This window comes from Telluria mixta (assembly GCF_029223865.1).
Lineage (GTDB): Bacteria > Pseudomonadota > Gammaproteobacteria > Burkholderiales > Burkholderiaceae_D > Telluria > Telluria mixta.
The window spans coordinates 1,706,666-1,723,008 of sequence record NZ_CP119520.1 but is presented as its reverse complement, the minus strand read 5'-3'; the positions used below and the strand labels follow the sequence as shown (position 1 = coordinate 1,723,008).

10 protein-coding genes, 4 tRNA genes and 1 pseudogene are annotated in these 16,343 nt (G+C 63.8%); 14 read left to right on the top strand and 1 reads right to left on the bottom strand.

Annotated features, from left to right (window positions below; all coding sequences use genetic code 11):
• Nucleotides 1–13 precede the first annotated feature (13 nt).
• Both P0M04_RS07595 and P0M04_RS07590 read left to right on the top strand, forming a co-directional pair.
• Nucleotides 14–1,648 (top strand): tetratricopeptide repeat-containing response regulator, encoded by a 1,635-nt coding sequence (locus tag P0M04_RS07595; protein ID WP_259448298.1) that lies wholly within the window; start codon nt 14–16, stop codon nt 1,646–1,648.
• A 6-nt stretch (nt 1,649–1,654) separates the two neighbouring features.
• The gene (locus P0M04_RS07590; protein ID WP_307727071.1) at nt 1,655–3,244 is read left to right on the top strand and encodes an HDOD domain-containing protein; all 1,590 of its coding nucleotides are present in this window, start codon (nt 1,655–1,657) and stop codon (nt 3,242–3,244) included.
• Here P0M04_RS07590 and P0M04_RS07585 read toward each other — a convergent pair.
• Nucleotides 3,210–6,449, bottom strand: coding sequence for an EAL domain-containing protein (locus P0M04_RS07585; protein ID WP_259448297.1), 3,240 nt, complete (start codon nt 6,447–6,449; stop codon nt 3,210–3,212). The two genes, P0M04_RS07590 and P0M04_RS07585, sit on opposite strands and share 35 nt — an antisense overlap.
• Before the next feature lie 205 nt (nt 6,450–6,654).
• Between P0M04_RS07585 and P0M04_RS07580 the strand changes: the two genes are divergently transcribed.
• The 12 genes and pseudogenes from P0M04_RS07580 to rpoB all read left to right on the top strand — a co-directional run bounded on the left by P0M04_RS07580 (nt 6,655) and on the right by rpoB (nt 16,340).
• Nucleotides 6,655–6,739, top strand: a tRNA-Tyr gene (locus P0M04_RS07580).
• Between the two features lie 52 nt (nt 6,740–6,791).
• Nucleotides 6,792–6,865: transfer RNA gene (locus P0M04_RS07575), tRNA-Gly, on the top strand.
• Nucleotides 6,866–6,876: 11 nt separating this feature from the next.
• Nucleotides 6,877–6,951: transfer RNA gene (locus tag P0M04_RS07570), tRNA-Thr, on the top strand.
• An 81-nt stretch (nt 6,952–7,032) separates the two neighbouring features.
• Nucleotides 7,033–8,223 (top strand): elongation factor Tu, encoded by a 1,191-nt coding sequence (tuf, locus tag P0M04_RS07565; protein WP_259448231.1) that lies wholly within the window; start codon nt 7,033–7,035, stop codon nt 8,221–8,223.
• Between the two features lie 109 nt (nt 8,224–8,332).
• Nucleotides 8,333–8,408 (top strand) — tRNA-Trp (locus tag P0M04_RS07560).
• Between the two features lie 37 nt (nt 8,409–8,445).
• Nucleotides 8,446–8,835, top strand: a complete 390-nt coding sequence (secE, locus tag P0M04_RS07555) for a preprotein translocase subunit SecE (protein WP_036239067.1) — start codon at nt 8,446–8,448, stop codon at nt 8,833–8,835.
• Nucleotides 8,835–9,452, top strand: coding sequence for a transcription termination/antitermination protein NusG (gene nusG, locus P0M04_RS07550; RefSeq protein ID WP_259448296.1), 618 nt, complete (start codon nt 8,835–8,837; stop codon nt 9,450–9,452). Before secE ends, nusG begins: the two co-directional genes overlap by 1 nt.
• Nucleotides 9,453–9,563: 111 nt before the next feature.
• Nucleotides 9,564–9,994 (top strand): annotated as a pseudogene (rplK, locus tag P0M04_RS07545) (50S ribosomal protein L11).
• 1 nt (nt 9,995) lies between these two features.
• Nucleotides 9,996–10,691: a 50S ribosomal protein L1 gene (gene rplA, locus P0M04_RS07540; RefSeq protein WP_105380769.1), complete on the top strand. Its 696-nt coding sequence runs from the start codon at nt 9,996–9,998 to the stop codon at nt 10,689–10,691.
• Between the two features lie 302 nt (nt 10,692–10,993).
• Nucleotides 10,994–11,518 carry a 50S ribosomal protein L10 gene (gene rplJ / locus P0M04_RS07535; protein WP_259448295.1) on the top strand — a complete coding sequence of 175 codons (525 nt, stop codon included), beginning with the start codon at nt 10,994–10,996 and terminating at the stop codon, nt 11,516–11,518.
• 52 nt (nt 11,519–11,570) lie between these two features.
• Nucleotides 11,571–11,948, top strand: coding sequence for a 50S ribosomal protein L7/L12 (gene rplL / locus P0M04_RS07530; protein WP_135190423.1), 378 nt, complete (start codon nt 11,571–11,573; stop codon nt 11,946–11,948).
• A 282-nt stretch (nt 11,949–12,230) separates the two neighbouring features.
• Complete coding sequence (gene rpoB, locus P0M04_RS07525) at nt 12,231–16,340, top strand: DNA-directed RNA polymerase subunit beta (RefSeq protein ID WP_259448294.1); 4,110 nt, start codon at nt 12,231–12,233, stop codon at nt 16,338–16,340.
• The last annotated feature ends 3 nt before the right edge of the window (nt 16,341–16,343 follow it).

The following is a 16,343-nucleotide window of genomic DNA, read 5'->3' as shown; positions in this document are numbered from 1 at the left end:
GGACAACCGGGACATGAACGAACTTGACGGCCTCAACGCCCTGATCATCGAGCCGCACGCCGGTATGCGCTCGACGATCCACAACATGCTGAACATGTGCGGCCTGAGCAAGATCGACCACGTCGGCGGTTCGAACCAGGCCGTCAAGCACCTCGGCCTGAAGCACTACGACCTGATCCTGTGCGAATACGCGCTGGAAGGCGGCCAGGACGGCCAGCAGCTGCTCGAGGACGTGCGCCACCACAAGCTCATGCCGCTGTCGACCATGTTCTTCATGGTCACGGCCGAAGGCGATTACGGCAAGGTCGTCAGCGCCGCCGAACTGGGCCCCACCGACTACGTCCTGAAACCGTTCACGGCCGACCGCCTGCTCGAACGCATCGCGCGTGGCCTGGAGCGGAGAAATGCGCTGCTGCCCGTGTACGAGCTGATGGAGGCGGGCAGCCAGCGCGAGGCGATCGGCGCCTGCCTCGACGGCGAAGAGCGTCATCCACGCTACCTCGTCGACTTCCTGCGCCTGCGCGCCGAACTTCACATGTTCCTCGGCGAGCCGCACGAAGCGGAGCCGGTCTACCGCCAGCTTGTGGAGACCAAAGCCATCGCCTGGGCACGCCTGGGCCTGGCCAAGACGCTGTTCCTGCGCGAGCGCTACGACGAAGCGCGCGAGATGCTCGAAGACCTCGTCGACAGCAACAAGAACTTCGTCGACGCCTACGACTGGCTCGCACGCACCCACGAGGCCGTGGGCGCGCTGGATGCGGCGCAGGCCGTGCTGACGGAGGCCGTGGCCGTCTCTCCGCACGCGGTGCGGCGGCTGCGCAAGCTGGGGGAGACGGCGCTGGAGGCGGGCGACCACGACACGGCCGAGAAGATCCTCAAGCAGGTCGTCAGCAAGGCCAAGTATTCCGAGTTCAAGGACCCGCAGGATCACGTGCGCCTCGTGCAGACGCTCGTGCGCAAGGGCGACCCGGTGCAGGCCGCGGCCGTCATCCGCGACCTCGACAAATCGATGGCGTTCCAGAAGCACACGCCACTGTGCAGCGCCATCGCGTCGAGCCTCGTGCACGAATACACGGGCAACGAGGCGCGCCTGGCCGAATCGCTGGCGACGGCCCTCGCCGCCAGCCAGGACGCGCCGGAGCTGCGCCCGGAGATCAAGCTGGAACTGGCACGCACCTGCATCGAGAACGGCATGGAGGAGGGCGCCGCCGAGATCGTGCGCGACGTGATGCGCAATGCGCAGAACGGCGCCGCGGTGGCACGCGCGATGGCCGTGTTCGAGAACGCGGGCCAGGCCGAGACGGCGCAGAAGCTCGCCATGGAAAGCCGCCAGCAGGTCGTCGACCTCGTCGCCACCGGCGCCGCCAAGGCCAAGAGCGGCGACTACAAGGGCGCCGTCGTGCTGATGCAGGAAGCGGCGACCAAGCTGCCGGACAATCCGCAGGTCGTGTTCAACGCCGCGCTGGCGATCCTGAAATGCCTCGAGCACGACGGCTGGGACGAGCGCCTCGGCCAGCAGGCTCAGGGCTTCATCGCGGGCGTGCGCCGCCTCGATCCGGTGAACCCGAAGCTGCCGGCGCTGGCCGGGCTGCACCAGCAGATCCTCAAGAAATACGACAAAGGTCCGCGCCTGAAGAAGGCCGGCTAAGCGATCATGATTCCTGCAGTCGGGAGCCCCGCTTCCTCTTCCAATACAAACCCCGCGCCGTTCCAGCCGACGGACGGGGGCCGCCGCGTGCGCGCCGCGCTGCTGCAAAAGGTCTGCGGCGACGAGGACATGTTCGCGCTCGGCAGCGCCATCGCGCGCGTCGTGCAGATGGCCACGTCGGAAGACCAGGGGACCCACGATCTCGCGCACTACGTGCTGTCCGACGTGGCGCTCACGCAGCGCATCCTGCGCCTCGCGAACACGGTCCGCTACCGCACGGCGGCCGGCACCGCCGTCACGACGGTGTCGCGCGCCATTTCCCTGCTGGGCTTCGACAACGTGCGCACGGTCGCGCTGGCGATGCTGCTCGTCGACGCGCTGGCCAGCAGCGACCATGCGTACAGCGTGCGCGTGGAGCTGGAAGCGTCGCTGTGCGCGAGCCTCGTCGGCCGCGAAATGGCGCGCCACAGCTTTTACCAGGGCGCGGAAGAAGCGTCGATCGGCGCGCTGTTCAAGAATCTCGGCGCGCTGCTGGTCGCGTCGCACGAACACGACCGCTACCGCGAGATCCAGGCCCTCCTCGCCACCGGCAAGCACACGTCCGCGCAGGCTGCCCAGATGATCCTCGGCTGCAGTTTCGACGCGTTGGCCGAGGCCGTGCTGGGCGAGTGGAAGATCCCGGGCGTGATCATGCACGCCCAGCGTCCGTTGGAAGCCGGCACCCTCAAGCTGGCCGTCAACCGTGGCGAGTGGATGCGCCAGGTGGCGTCGTTCAGCCTGGACGTGGCGCGCTTGATGGGCAAGACCCCTACGCCGTCCGACACGCCGGAAGCGCAGGCGCTGCTGGCGCGCTACGGCACCGCGCTGAACCTCGGCGCGGCCGAGCTGGACGAATTGTTCGAAGCGGTGGCGTTCGAAATGACGAGCCTCCTGCAGAGCATGAACCTGCAACCCGTGCCGCGCCGCGCCCCGCAGGAAGACAAGGGCGGCCTGCCCAACGTGCTGTTGCTGGCGACCCTCGGCGGGGAGGAAGAAGAGCAGGGCACGTACCCGAGCGGCAAGCCGAAGAACGCGCGCGACCTGCTGCTGGCGGGCGTGCAGGACGTCACCCAGATGCGCGCGTCCGGCCGGCACAAGGTCAATGACGTCGTCATGGCCGTGCTGGAGACGCTGTACACGGCGCTCGGCTTCCGCTTCGCGACGGTCGTGCTGAAGGACGTGCGCGCCGGGCAGTACCGCGCCCGCGCATCGTTCGGGCTCGCGCAGGCGCGCGTGCAGGAAGGCTTCACGTTTCCGCTGGCGCCCGCCGGAGAGAAGAGCGCGCGCGACCTGTTCTACCTCGCGATGGAAAACGACGCCGACCTCATGATCTCGGACGCGCGCAGCGCCAAGATCCGCGACCTGCTGCCGGCCTGGCACAAGGCCCTGCTGCCCGATGCGCAGAGCTTCATCGTGCTGCCGCTGGTGGTCGGCAAGGTGCAACTGGGCCTGTTCTACGCCGACCGCACGGAGCTCGCGCCGGAAGGCGTGCCGCCCGACGAGACGGCCCTCATCAAGGCGCTCAAAGGCCAGGTACTGGCTGCGCTTGCGCCCTGACGAACTCCCGGAATTCGCGCGCCGGCATCGGCCGCCCGAACAGATAGCCCTGCGCCTCGTCGCTGTTGCGGTCGCGCAGGAAGCCCCGCTGCGCCTGGGTTTCCACGCCTTCCGCGATCACGCCCAGCCCGAGCGCGTGGGCCAGGCCGATGGTCGCGTCGACGATGGCGGCGTCGTTCGGATTCGTCTCGATGTCGCGCACGAAGCCGCGGTCGATCTTGATGCGGTCGATCGCGAACAGCTTCAGGTAGGCCAGCGACGAATACCCCGTGCCGAAGTCGTCGATGGCCAGCTTGAAGCCGCGCGCGCGCAGCTGCAGCAGCAGGCTGCGCGTGTTTTCCGGGTCGCGCATCGCGGCCGTTTCCGTGATCTCCAGCTCCATCCGCGCCGGGTCGATCGCGTGCTCGGCGAGCAGCTCGTCCAGCCGCGACAGCAGCGCGCCGCCGCTGAACTGGCGCGCCGACAGGTTCACGGCCAGGCGCAGGTGGGCCATGCCGTCGTCGCGCCACTCGGCCAGCAGGGCCATCGCGCGTGCCAGCACCCAGTCGCCGAGCGGCAGGATCAGGCCAGATTCCTCGGCAATGGGGATGAAGCGCCCGGGCTCGACGCTGCCCAGCTCCGGATCGTGCCAGCGCAGCAGCACCTCGGCACCGATCACGCGCCCCGTCTCGAGCTCGACCTGGGCCTGCAGGTGGACGTCGAAGCCGCCGTTCTCCAGGGTCGCCCACATGCGGTTTTCCAGCAGCAGGTGCTCGTGCGTGGCCGCGTTCATCGCGGGCGAGAAGAACTGGAAATTGCCGCGGCCCTCGCGCTTGGCCGCATACATCGCCATGTCGGCGTGGCGCAGCAGCGTGTCCGGGTCCTGTCCGTCTTCCGGGAACAGGGCCACGCCCACGCTGGCGCCGCTGTGCGCCGTCGTGCCGGCCAGGCGGTAGGGCTGCTGCAGCGACGCCACGAGGCGCACCGCCACCGCGCTCACGCTGTCGGGGGAGAGGGGGCCGCACAGCACGATGATGAATTCGTCGCCGCCGAGGCGGGCGAGGGCGTCGACGTCGCGCAGCAGGTCCTTCATGCGCGCGGCCGCGCCCACCAGCAGTTCGTCGCCGGCCTGGTGGCCGAGCGAATCGTTGATCTTTTTAAAATGGTCGAGGTCGATGAACAGCACGGCCAGCGGCTGCCGGGTGCGGCGCGCCTGCGCGAGCTGCTGTTCCAGACGCATGCCGAGCGCATGGCGGTTCTCCAGGCCCGTCAGCGGGTCGTGGTGGGCCAGGCGGTGGATGCGTGCCTGGGCACGCTGCTGCTCCGTCAGGTCGCGCAGGATGCACACGTACAGGCGCTCGCCGGCCAGGTCGACGATGGACACCGCCACCGCGAGGGGCATCGGCTCCCCGCACGCGTTCAAGCCGTCCAGCTGGCGTTCCTCGGGGCGGCTGCCGGCCAGGCGCACCAGCAGGTCCAGGCCGTTTTCATCGCCATGGCCCGGCACCAGCGTCGTGAACGCGAGGCCGGGCAGGTGCGCCGGCGGGTAGCCGAACAGCGCCGCCGTGGCGCGGTTGGCCGACAGTACCGTGCCGCGCGCGTCGACGGTGACGATGGCGTCGGCGGCACTGTCCAGGATGGCCTGCAGGCGTGCCGTGCGGTCCGCCACCTGGGCCTCGATCTGGGCGCGTTCGCCGCTGACGATCAGCATCAGCGCGCCCAGCAGCGCGGCCAGCAGCAGCCCGGTCGTGATCACGATCCAGCTCGCGAGTCCCCGTTCGCCTTCCATGTAGGCGGCGGTCGGCGTGAAGCGCAGTTGCAGGGTGCGTCCGCCGAACGCGAGCTGCACGGTGTAGTCGCCGCTGACCGCGTGCCGGACGGGGTCGCCCACCAGCGCGACGGGCGCGCCGCGGCCGGTCGTATCCGCCAGGCTGATGTCGAAGCCCGAGAAGCCTGCGCGCAGTACCGCCTGCCGGACGAAAACCTGGGCATCGAGGATCAGGGACAGTACGCCCAGCGGCGGTTGGCCCGGCGTGCCGACCGCGCGGTACAGGGAGATGCCGATCGCGCCACTGCCGACCAGCTGGACCGGGCCGGTGGCCACCGCGGCCGTGCCGGCCAGCGCCCGCGACACCGCTTCCGTGCGTCCCGGTGCGGTCAGGAAATCCGCGCCGCGGATGCGCGCATTGGACGGCGGCCAGGTGTACAGCAGGGGCAGGTATTGCGCGCGCGGGCCGGCCGGACGCAAGCCCTGCGCCCGGGTCACGTCGCGCACGCCGGCGAAATCGGGGTCGACGTGCGTGCGCACCCATGACTCGAACGCGGCCCGTTCGGCCAGCGTGATAGGGACCAGCCAGTTGATGGCGGCGATCTCGGGCCGGCCGTCGACATGGCCGCTGGCGATGCGCAGGAATTTCTCCCGCTCCATGAACCGGTCTTCCGCGGCGAGCGTGCGCGAGAACGTGCCGACGAAGCGCTCGTGCTCGCGCAGCTCGGCCTGCAGCTCGTCGGCCACCTGCTGGGCTTTCAGGCGGTAGGCTTGCAGGTATTGCTGGTGTTCCCACAGCACGGTCTGCTCGTAGGCCGCCATGACGACCCCGGCCGCCAGCAGCAGCGGCAGGGCCACGAGGCGGGCGCGCCGCCGCCACAGCCGGCGCGGTCGGCCGCACACGATCCAGACGAGCGGGGCGGCCAGCAGGACGCCCACGGTATCGCCGGCCCACCAGTTGATCCAGTTCGGTGCCCGTTCGGCCGCCGTCACCAGGTCCAGCCGGTACAGGGCGGACACGTTGGCCGTGGCGTTGATCAGGCAGAACACCGGTGCCAGCGCGAGGAAGCAGGCGACGTCGCGCGCCGTGCCGAGGGCGGGGTCGACGAGGCGGCGGAACCAGCGGGCGCCGAGCCAGGCCTGCACGAGCGAGCCCAGCGTGGCGACCATCGTCGCGGCGGCCGCGGTCGCGGGCGCGGTGTCGGGCTCCATCCAGCCGTTGGGCAGGTGCGACAGGAACGCGCCGATGGCGATGCCGGGGAGGGCGCGCCAGCCGTACGTGACGGTCAGTGCGAACCCGACGCCGGCCGGCAGATACACGGGCGTGGCATATCCCGCGGGCAGGGCGAGTGCGTGGCTGAGCAGGACGGTGCCGATGTAAACGGCGATGGTCGCCAGGTTGGCCAGCCACAGCGGGAGCCCGTGCCCTTCGTGTTTGCCGGTACGATGCTGGTCCATGGGATGACCCTCTGACGTCAATACAGTCTACGCGCAAACGCCCGGTTGGCCCGCGCCGATGGAATTCTTACAAACAGCCCTTGCGGACTTGTACTTCGGCCGTTACAATCACGCCCCGAAGCAACGACACTGTTTGAGTTTGATCAGTTCGAGCAAAGACAGTTGACGAAGTTGTTATCTTGCTTCATACTCTGCGGTTCTTCGCGGTGGGGTGGCCGAGTGGTTAAAGGCAGCAGACTGTAAATCTGCCCTCTCTGAGTACGCTGGTTCGAATCCAGCCCCCACCACCAAATGCGATGATCGTGTAGTGAATCGAATGAGTTGAGCTGAGAAGTACCTCGCGCGGGTGTAGCTCAATGGTAGAGCTGAAGCCTTCCAAGCTTATGACGAGGGTTCGATTCCCTTCACCCGCTCCAGTTTCAAATAAGCCCTTGTAGCTCAGTGGTAGAGCACTCCCTTGGTAAGGGAGAGGCCACGTGTTCAATCCACGTCAAGGGCACCAGAATTTGTACGGCAGTCCGCAGTATCGACCGTCAGGTGTGCCTGGTTATTTTCAATATCGTTAGGATCTTAGGAGTCTAGAATGGCAAAAGGTAAATTCGAACGGACCAAGCCGCACGTGAACGTCGGCACCATCGGTCACGTTGACCACGGCAAAACCACCCTGACGGCTGCAATCGCAACCGTTCTGTCGAAGAAATTCGGCGGCGAAGCCAAGGCCTACGACCAGATCGACGCGGCTCCGGAAGAAAAAGCACGCGGCATCACCATCAACACCGCGCACGTCGAGTACGAAACGGCCAATCGCCACTACGCACACGTCGACTGCCCGGGCCACGCCGACTACATCAAGAACATGATCACCGGCGCAGCGCAGATGGACGGCGCGATCCTGGTGTGCTCCGCTGCTGACGGCCCGATGCCGCAGACCCGCGAACACATCCTGCTGGCTCGCCAGGTGGGTGTTCCGTACATCATCGTGTTCCTGAACAAGTGCGACCTGGTCGACGACGCAGAACTGCTGGAACTGGTCGAAATGGAAGTGCGCGAACTGCTGTCGAAGTACGAGTTCCCGGGCGACGACCTGCCGATCATCAAGGGTTCGGCTCGTATGGCGCTGGAAGGCCAGCAGGGCGAAATGGGCGAAGACTGCATCATCCGCCTGGCTGAAGCCCTGGACACCTACATCCCGACCCCGGAACGTGCCGTCGACGGCGCCTTCCTGATGCCGGTGGAAGACGTGTTCTCGATCTCGGGCCGCGGTACCGTGGTGACCGGTCGTGTCGAGCGCGGCATCATCAAGGTCGGCGAAGAGATCGAAATCGTCGGTATCGTCGATACGGTCAAGACGACCTGCACCGGCGTGGAAATGTTCCGCAAGCTGCTGGACCAGGGTCAAGCTGGCGACAACGTCGGCCTGCTGCTGCGCGGCACGAAGCGTGAAGACGTCCAGCGTGGCCAGGTTCTGGCCAAGCCGGGTTCGATCAAGCCGCACACCGACTTCACGGGCGAAGTGTACGTGCTGTCGAAGGACGAAGGCGGTCGTCACACCCCGTTCTTCAACAACTACCGTCCGCAGTTCTACTTCCGTACGACTGACGTGACCGGCTCGATCGTTCTGCCGGCCGACAAAGAGATGGTCATGCCGGGCGACAACGTGTCGATCACCGTCAAGCTGATCGCTCCGATCGCGATGGAAGAAGGTCTGCGCTTCGCAATCCGCGAAGGCGGCCGTACCGTCGGCGCCGGCGTGGTTGCCAAGATCATCGCCTAAGTAATACTGCAGTACCTCCGGGCGGAACGATTCTGTTCCGCCCAACAATAGAGTGTTGCGCGAAATACCCAAGTAGCGTATAATGCTCGATTCAACTAGAAGTTTTTGTAGGGGCGTAGCTCAATTGGCAGAGCGTCGGTCTCCAAAACCGAAGGTTGGGGGTTCGATGCCCTCCGCCCCTGCCACCGAATTCGGTGCCAGGCACCCGAAAGTAAATTAAGTATGTCTAATCAATCCGTGCAAACCGTCGGCACCTCGAACGACAAGTTCAAGGTCGCGCTGGCAGTGGTTGCTACGATTGCAGGTGTGGTCGGCTTTTTCATTCTGAAAGGCCAGAACAAACCAGCCTTGATGTGCGCAGGCGCACTCGTGGCTGGTTTGGCTATTGCCGTCCTGCTGTTGTGGACTTCCGCGACCGGCCGCGATTTCCTGAGCTTCGCGAAGGAATCCGTACGTGAAACGAAGAAGGTTGTATGGCCTACCCGCAAGGAAGCGACCCAGATCACCGCCGTGGTGTTCGGGTTCGTGCTGGTGATGGCAATTTTCCTGTGGGGCACGGATAAGATTCTGGAATTTCTGATGTACGACGTGATCCTGGGGTGGAAACAATAATGAGCGAAAACGTGCAGCAAGATGACGTGCCGGGCGGTGTCCCGGCACAAGACGCTGGTGCGGCGCCGCTGAGTACTCCGGTCAGCAACAAGCGTTGGTACGTCGTGCATGTCTACTCCGGCATGGAGAAGAGCGTGATGCGCGGCCTGACCGATCGCATCGAGCGTGCCGGCATGCAGGAACAGTTCGGCCAGATCCTGGTTCCGACCGAAGAAGTGGTCGAAGTCAAGAATGGCAGCAAATCGGTGACCGAGCGTCGCTTCTTCCCGGGTTATGTGCTGGTCGAGATGGAAATGACCGACGAGACCTGGCACCTCGTGAAGAACACGCCGAAAGTCACCGGCTTCATCGGCGGCAAGAGCAACAAGCCGACCCCGATTCCGGCGCGCGAGATCGACAAGATCATGCAGCAGGTCCAGGAAGGTGTCGAGAAGCCGCGGCCCAAAGTGCTGTACGAAGTGGGCGAGCAGGTGCGTATCAAGGAAGGCCCGTTCACCGACTTCAACGGCTCTGTCGAAGAAGTCAACTACGAAAAATCGAAGGTGCGTGTGTCTGTCACCATCTTCGGCCGCGCGACTCCGGTGGAACTGGAGTTCGGGCAGGTAGAGAAAGTCTAAAACGCCGAATCGGAGCGTCGCAGCAGCAAGGCGGAATCCGATAAGAGGAGCTCCGCCGGATAAGTGGTATTGGTGGAGCGCTACCACTCATAATCGACAAAGGAGCCAATCATGGCAAAGAAAATCGTCGGTTTTATCAAGCTGCAAGTGCCGGCTGGTAAAGCAAACCCGTCCCCCCGATCGGCCCGGCCCTCGGCCAGCGCGGTCTGAACATCATGGAATTCTGCAAGGCCTTCAATGCCAAGACTCAAGGCATGGAACCGGGCATGCCGATTCCGGTCGTGATCACCGCCTTCGCGGACAAGTCCTTCACCTTCGAGATGAAGACCCCGCCGGCAACGTACCTGATCAAGAAGTTCTCGGGCGTCACCAAAGGTTCGCCGAAGCCGCACACCGACAAGGTCGGCACGCTGACCCGTGCCCAGGCTGAAGAAATCGCAAAAATCAAGCAGCCGGACCTGACCGCCGCTGACCTGGACGCTGCTGTGCGCGTCGTGGCCGGCTCGGCACGTTCGATGGGCATCACGGTGGAGGGTATCTAATATGGCCAAGCTGTCCAAGCGCGTCAAAGAAATCAAAGCCAAGGTCGACCGTAACAAGGCCTACGCTTTCGACAACGCCGTCGCAATCGTCAAAGAATTCGCAACCGCCAAGTTCAACGAGTCGATCGACGTCGCCGTGCAACTGGGCGTGGATCCGAAGAAATCGGACCAGGTCGTCCGTGGTTCCGTCGTTCTGCCGGCTGGTACCGGCAAGACCGTCCGCGTCGCTGTCTTCGCACAGGGCGACAAGGCCGAGCAGGCTAAGGCCGCCGGCGCCGACATCGTCGGTATGGAAGACCTGGCAGAGCGCGTCAAAGCCGGCGACATGCCGTTCGACGTCGTCATCGCTTCGCCGGACACCATGCGTATCGTCGGTACCCTGGGTCAGATCCTGGGCCCGCGCGGCCTGATGCCGAACCCGAAGGTCGGCACCGTGACCCCGGATGTGGCTGGCGCCGTCAAGAACGCCAAAGCCGGTCAGGTCCAGTACCGTACCGACAAGGCAGGTATCATCCACGCTACGATCGGCCGCAAGTCGTTCAGCGACGAACAGCTGAAGACCAACCTGGTCGCGCTGATCGACGCCCTGAACAAGGCCAAGCCGGCTTCGTCGAAGGGTATCTACCTGCGCAAGGTCGCGATCTCGTCGACCATGGGCGCTGGCGTGCGTGTCGATCACGCTACCCTGGCTGCTTAATAGCAAAGAATTAAGCGACGAGAACTCGTTCTCGTCGTCCCCGCGAAGGCGGGGATCCAAGTTTTAGTCCTCATAGTTTTATCGTGGGGCAGATCTTTGGGCTGGCGGATTGAACCCCGCCAGGCAATCAAAGACCGTTGGGCCGAATGCAGCAGGCAGGCAGGAGGTTAAAAAGCAAACCCAACGCAGATGGCGAACCCGAACAAGTTTTGTAGTCGATGCTTTGTCGTACTTCTTAACTTCGGACGCCGTGTTCGAACCGATGCGGGGGACGTCCCTCACATCATTTAAGGAGATTGACCGTGGGTCTTAATCTGAATGACAAAAAGGTCGTCGTCGAAGAAGTTAGCGCAAAGGTAGCTACCGCGCAAACCATCGTCGTCGCCGAGTACCGTGGCATCCAGGTTAGTGCTCTGACGAAACTCCGTGCAAATGCTCGTTCGCAGGGCGTGTACCTGCGTGTTCTGAAGAACACGCTGGCTCGTCGCGCTGTGGAAGGCACCCAGTTCGCACCGCTGGCTGACAGCATGGTGGGTCCGCTGATCTACTCGATCTCGGACGACGCCGTCGCAGCAGCCAAGGTGATCAGCGACTTCTCGAAGACCAACGACAAGCTCGTGGTCAAGGGCGGTAACTACGCTGGTAAGAACCTGGATGTCGCTGGCGTCACCGCGCTGGCAAGCATCCCGAGCCGTGAAGTCCTCATCGCCCAGCTGCTGGGCGTCATGCAGGCTCCGGTGTCCGGCTTTGCACGAGTTCTGGCTGCAATCGCAGCACAAAAAGGCGAAGGTTCCGCAGCTCCGGCAGAAGCCGCTGCAGCAGAATAATCAAGCTTTTTTGGTCAAGTACTAATCACACATCAAATATTTGGAGTTTCAAATGGCAATTAGCAAAGAAGAGTTCCTGGACGCAGTTGGCGCAATGTCGGTCATGGAACTGAACGACCTGGTCAAGGCATTCGAAGAGAAATTCGGCGTGTCGGCAGCTGCAATGGCAGCTCCGGCAGCTGGCGGCGCCGCCGCTGGTGCACCGGCTGCTGAAGAGCAGACCGAATTCAACGTCGTGCTGGCTGAAGTCGGCGCGAACAAGGTCGGCGTCATCAAGGCCGTCCGCGAAATCACCGGTCTGGGCCTGAAAGAAGCCAAAGACCTGGTCGACGGCGCACCGAAGACTGTCAAGGAAGCCCTGCCGAAAGCTGACGCTGAAGCCGCCAAGAAGAAGCTGGAAGAAGCTGGCGCCAAGGCCGAGCTCAAGTAATACATATGCAAAGGGCGCTGGAATCAGCGCCCGGCGCCGGAGTCAAAGCGCGCAGATCCCCGCCGGAAGGTGGGGTATGCGGCTTTGGCTCTTTTGTCGTCCCTACGACAAAAGATGCAGTACCCCTGTTTTGGAAGCACCGCAGCACAGCATTATCGTAACACAGCAGCACCGGTTCCCAATCACCCGGCGGAATGCGGCGAGATTTGAGGCCTTGCATGTGGTGGCTTAACCACTGGCAATTCCTGAATTCTCATCCTTTCTGTCACTCACGGAGTGTCCATGCACTACTCATTTACTGAGAAGAAACGCATTCGCAAGTCGTTCGCGAAGCGCGCCAACGTTCACAACGTTCCCTACCTCCTCGCTACGCAGCTGGAGTCTTACGAGAATTTCCTGCAAGCGGATGCTGGGCCCTCCGTACGCAAGAACGAAGGTCTGCAATCGGCTTTCACCTCCATCTTCCCGATCGTGTCGCACAACGGTTTTGCGCGCCTCGAGTTCCTCTCTTACGTGCTGGGTGACCCCGCTTTCGACGTCAAGGAATGCCAACAACGCGGTCTGACCTTCGCGTCGCCGCTGCGCGCCAAGGTGCGCCTGGTGATCCTGGACAAGGAATCGCCGACCAAGCCGGTCGTGAAGGAAATGAAGGAACAGGAAGTGTACATGGGCGAACTGCCGCTCATGACCGCCAATGGTTCGTTCGTGATCAACGGCACCGAGCGCGTGATCGTCTCGCAGCTGCACCGTTCGCCGGGCGTGTTCTTCGAGCACGACCGCGGCAAGACGCACTCGTCGGGCAAGCTGCTGTTCTCGGCACGTATCATCCCTTACCGCGGCTCGTGGCTGGACTTCGAGTTCGACCCGAAGGACATCCTGTTCTTCCGCGTCGACCGCCGCCGCAAGATGCCGGTGACGATCCTGCTGAAAGCCATCGGCATGACGCCGGAGCAGATCCTCGCGAACTTCTTCGTGTTCGACAACTTCAACCTGCGCTCGGAAGGCGCGGAACTGGAATTCGTGGCCGAGCGCCTGCGCGGTGAAGTCGCGCGTTTCGACATCGTCGATCCGAAATCGGGCAAGACGCTCGTGACGAAGGACAAGCGCATCAACGCCAAGAACGTGCGTGACGTCGAGAACGCCGGCATCACCCACATCTCGGTGCCGGAAGACTACCTGATCGGCCGCGTGCTGGCGAAGAACGTCGTCGACGGCGACACGGGCGAAATCATCGCCAATGCCAACGACGAGCTGACCGACGAGCTGCTGGGCAAGCTGCGCGACGCGAACATCGACGCGATCCAGACGCTGTACACCAACGACCTGGACCAGGGTGCCTACATCTCGCAGACGCTGCGCACCGACGACACCGCCGACCAGACCGCTGCGCGCGTGGCGATCTACCGCATGATGCGTCCTGGCGAACCGCCGACCGAAGAATCGGTGGAAGCGCTGTTCCACGGCCTGTTCTACAGCCCGGAACGCTACGACCTGTCGGCCGTGGGCCGCATGAAGTTCAACCGTCGCATCGGCCGTGATGAACTGGTCGGCGACATGACCCTGTCGAACGAAGACATCCTGGCCGTGATCAAGATCCTGGTCGAGCTGCGCAATGGCCGCGGCGAAGTCGACGACATCGATCACCTGGGTAACCGCCGCGTGCGTTGCGTGGGCGAACTGGCCGAAAACCAGTTCCGCGCTGGCCTCGTGCGTGTTGAGCGCGCCGTCAAGGAACGCCTCGGCCAGGCCGAAGCGGACAACCTGATGCCGCACGACCTGATCAACAGCAAGCCGATCTCGGCCGCGATCCGCGAATTCTTCGGTTCCTCGCAGCTGTCGCAGTTCATGGACCAGACGAACCCGCTGTCGGAAATCACGCACAAACGCCGTGTCTCCGCACTGGGCCCGGGCGGCCTGACCCGCGAGCGCGCCGGCTTCGAAGTGCGCGACGTGCACCCGACCCACTACGGCCGCGTCTGCCCGATCGAAACGCCTGAAGGCCCGAACATCGGCCTGATCAACTCGCTGGCACTGTTCGCCCGCCTGAACGAGTACGGCTTCCTGGAAACCCCGTACCGCAAGGTCGACGGTTCGAAAGTCACCGACAAGATCGAATACCTGTCGGCGATCGAAGAAGGCCGCTACATCATCGCCCAGGCGAACGCCGCGATCGACGAGAGCGGTACGCTGGTCGACGAACTGGTGTCGGCACGTGAAGCCGGTGAAACGATCCTGGTCTCGCCGGAACGCATCCAGTACATGGACGTGGCCCCGGGCCAGATCGTGTCGGTGGCAGCATCGCTGATTCCGTTCCTCGAGCACGACGACGCGAACCGTGCACTGATGGGCGCCAACATGCAGCGCCAGGCCGTGCCTTGCCTGCGTCCGGAGAAAGCCTTCGTCGGTACCGGCATCGAGCGCACCGTCGCGGTGGACTCGGGCACGACCGTGCAGGCAACCCGTGGCGGTATCGTCGATTACGTCGACGCCGGCCGCGTGGTGATCCGCGTGAACGACGAAGAAGCGCAGGCTGGCGAAGTCGGTGTCGACATCTACAACCTGATCAAGTACACCCGTTCGAACCAGAACACCAACATCAACCAGCGTCCGATCGTGAAAGTGGGCGATCGCGTGGCACGCGGCGACGTCATCGCCGACGGCGCCTCGACCGACCTGGGCGAACTGGCACTGGGCCAGAACATGCTGGTGGCGTTCATGCCGTGGAACGGCCTGAACTTCGAGGATTCGATCCTGATCTCGGAAAACGTCGTCAAGGATGACCGCTACACCTCGATCCACATCGAGGAACTGTCGGTTGTTGCGCGTGATACGAAGCTGGGCCCTGAAGAAATCACCCGCGACATCTCGAACCTGGCGGAAAACCAGCTGGCTCGCCTGGACGAGTCGGGCATCGTCTACATCGGCGCCGAAGTGCAGGCTGGTGACGTGCTGGTCGGTAAGGTGACGCCGAAGGGCGAAACCCAGCTGACGCCGGAAGAGAAGCTGCTGCGCGCGATCTTCGGTGAGAAGGCGTCGGACGTGAAGGACACGTCGCTGCGCGTGCCGTCGGGCATGGTCGGTACCGTGATCGACGTGCAGGTGTTCACGCGTGAAGGCATCGTGCGCGACAAGCGCGCCCAGCAGATCATCGACGACGAGCTGAAGCGCTTCCGCCTGGACCTGAACGACCAGCTGCGCATTGTGGAAGGCGACGCGTTCCAGCGTCTCGAGCGTCTGCTCGTCGGCAAGACCGTCAACGGCGGTCCGAAGAAGCTGGCGAAGGGTGCCGTGATCGACAAGGCTTACCTGGACGACCTGGACAAGTTCCACTGGTTCGACATCCGTCCGGCCGACGACGAAACCGCCAACGCACTGGAGGCGATGAAGGAGTCGATCAACGAGAAGCGTCACCAGTTCGACCTGGCCTTCGAAGAGAAGCGCAAGAAGCTCACGCAGGGCGACGAGCTGCAGCCGGGCGTGCAGAAGATGGTCAAGGTCTACCTGGCCGTCAAGCGCCGCCTGCAGTCGGGCGACAAGATGGCAGGCCGCCACGGTAACAAGGGTGTGGTCTCGCGTATCGTGCCGGTGGAAGACATGCCGTTCATGGCCGACGGTACGCCGGCCGACGTCGTGCTGAACCCGCTGGGCGTTCCGTCGCGTATGAACGTCGGTCAGATCCTGGAAACCCACCTGGGCTGGGCAGCGAAAGGTCTGGGCCTGCGCCTGGGCGAAATGATCAAGGCCAAGGCCGAGACCGAGCAGCTGCGCGCCTTCCTGGGCAAGATCTACAACGAAACCGGCAAGAAGGAAGACCTGGACAACTTCAGCGACCAGGAAATCGTCGAGCTGGCGAACAACCTCAAGAACGGCGTGCCGTTCGCGACCCCGGTGTTCGACGGTGCCCACGAAGAAGAGATCCGCCGCATGCTGGATCTGGCCTTCCCGGACGAGATCGCGACCCACCTGGGCATGACCCCGTCGAAGAACCAGGTCACGATGTACGACGGCCGCACCGGCGAAGCATTCGAGCGCAAGGTGACCGTGGGCTTCATGCACATGCTGAAGCTGCACCACCTGGTCGACGACAAGATGCACGCCCGCTCGACCGGTCCGTACTCGCTGGTGACGCAGCAGCCGCTGGGTGGTAAAGCCCAGTTCGGTGGCCAGCGCTTCGGTGAGATGGAGGTGTGGGCACTGGAAGCGTACGGCGCATCGTACGTGCTGCAGGAAATGCTGACCGTCAAGTCGGACGACGTGAACGGCCGTACGAAGGTGTACGAGAACCTGGTCAAGGGCGACCACGTGATCGACGCCGGTATGCCGGAATCGTTCAACGTGCTGGTGAAGGAAATTCGTTCGCTGGGTATCGACATCGATCTCGAGCGCAGCTAAGAC

Bases quoted from the DNA above. Each gene is read 5' to 3' on its own strand.
- P0M04_RS07595 (WP_259448298.1), top strand. From the start codon at position 14: ATGAACGAACTTGACGGCCTCAACGCCCTGATCATCGAGCCGCACGCC.
- P0M04_RS07590 (WP_307727071.1), top strand. From the start codon at position 1,655: ATGATTCCTGCAGTCGGGAGCCCCGCTTCCTCTTCCAATACAAACCCC.
- P0M04_RS07585 (WP_259448297.1), bottom strand. From the start codon at position 6,449: ATGGACCAGCATCGTACCGGCAAACACGAAGGGCACGGGCTCCCGCTG.
- tuf (WP_259448231.1), top strand. From the start codon at position 7,033: ATGGCAAAAGGTAAATTCGAACGGACCAAGCCGCACGTGAACGTCGGC.
- secE (WP_036239067.1), top strand. From the start codon at position 8,446: ATGTCTAATCAATCCGTGCAAACCGTCGGCACCTCGAACGACAAGTTC.
- nusG (WP_259448296.1), top strand. From the start codon at position 8,835: ATGAGCGAAAACGTGCAGCAAGATGACGTGCCGGGCGGTGTCCCGGCA.
- rplA (WP_105380769.1), top strand. From the start codon at position 9,996: ATGGCCAAGCTGTCCAAGCGCGTCAAAGAAATCAAAGCCAAGGTCGAC.
- rplL (WP_135190423.1), top strand. From the start codon at position 11,571: ATGGCAATTAGCAAAGAAGAGTTCCTGGACGCAGTTGGCGCAATGTCG.
- rpoB (WP_259448294.1), top strand. From the start codon at position 12,231: ATGCACTACTCATTTACTGAGAAGAAACGCATTCGCAAGTCGTTCGCG.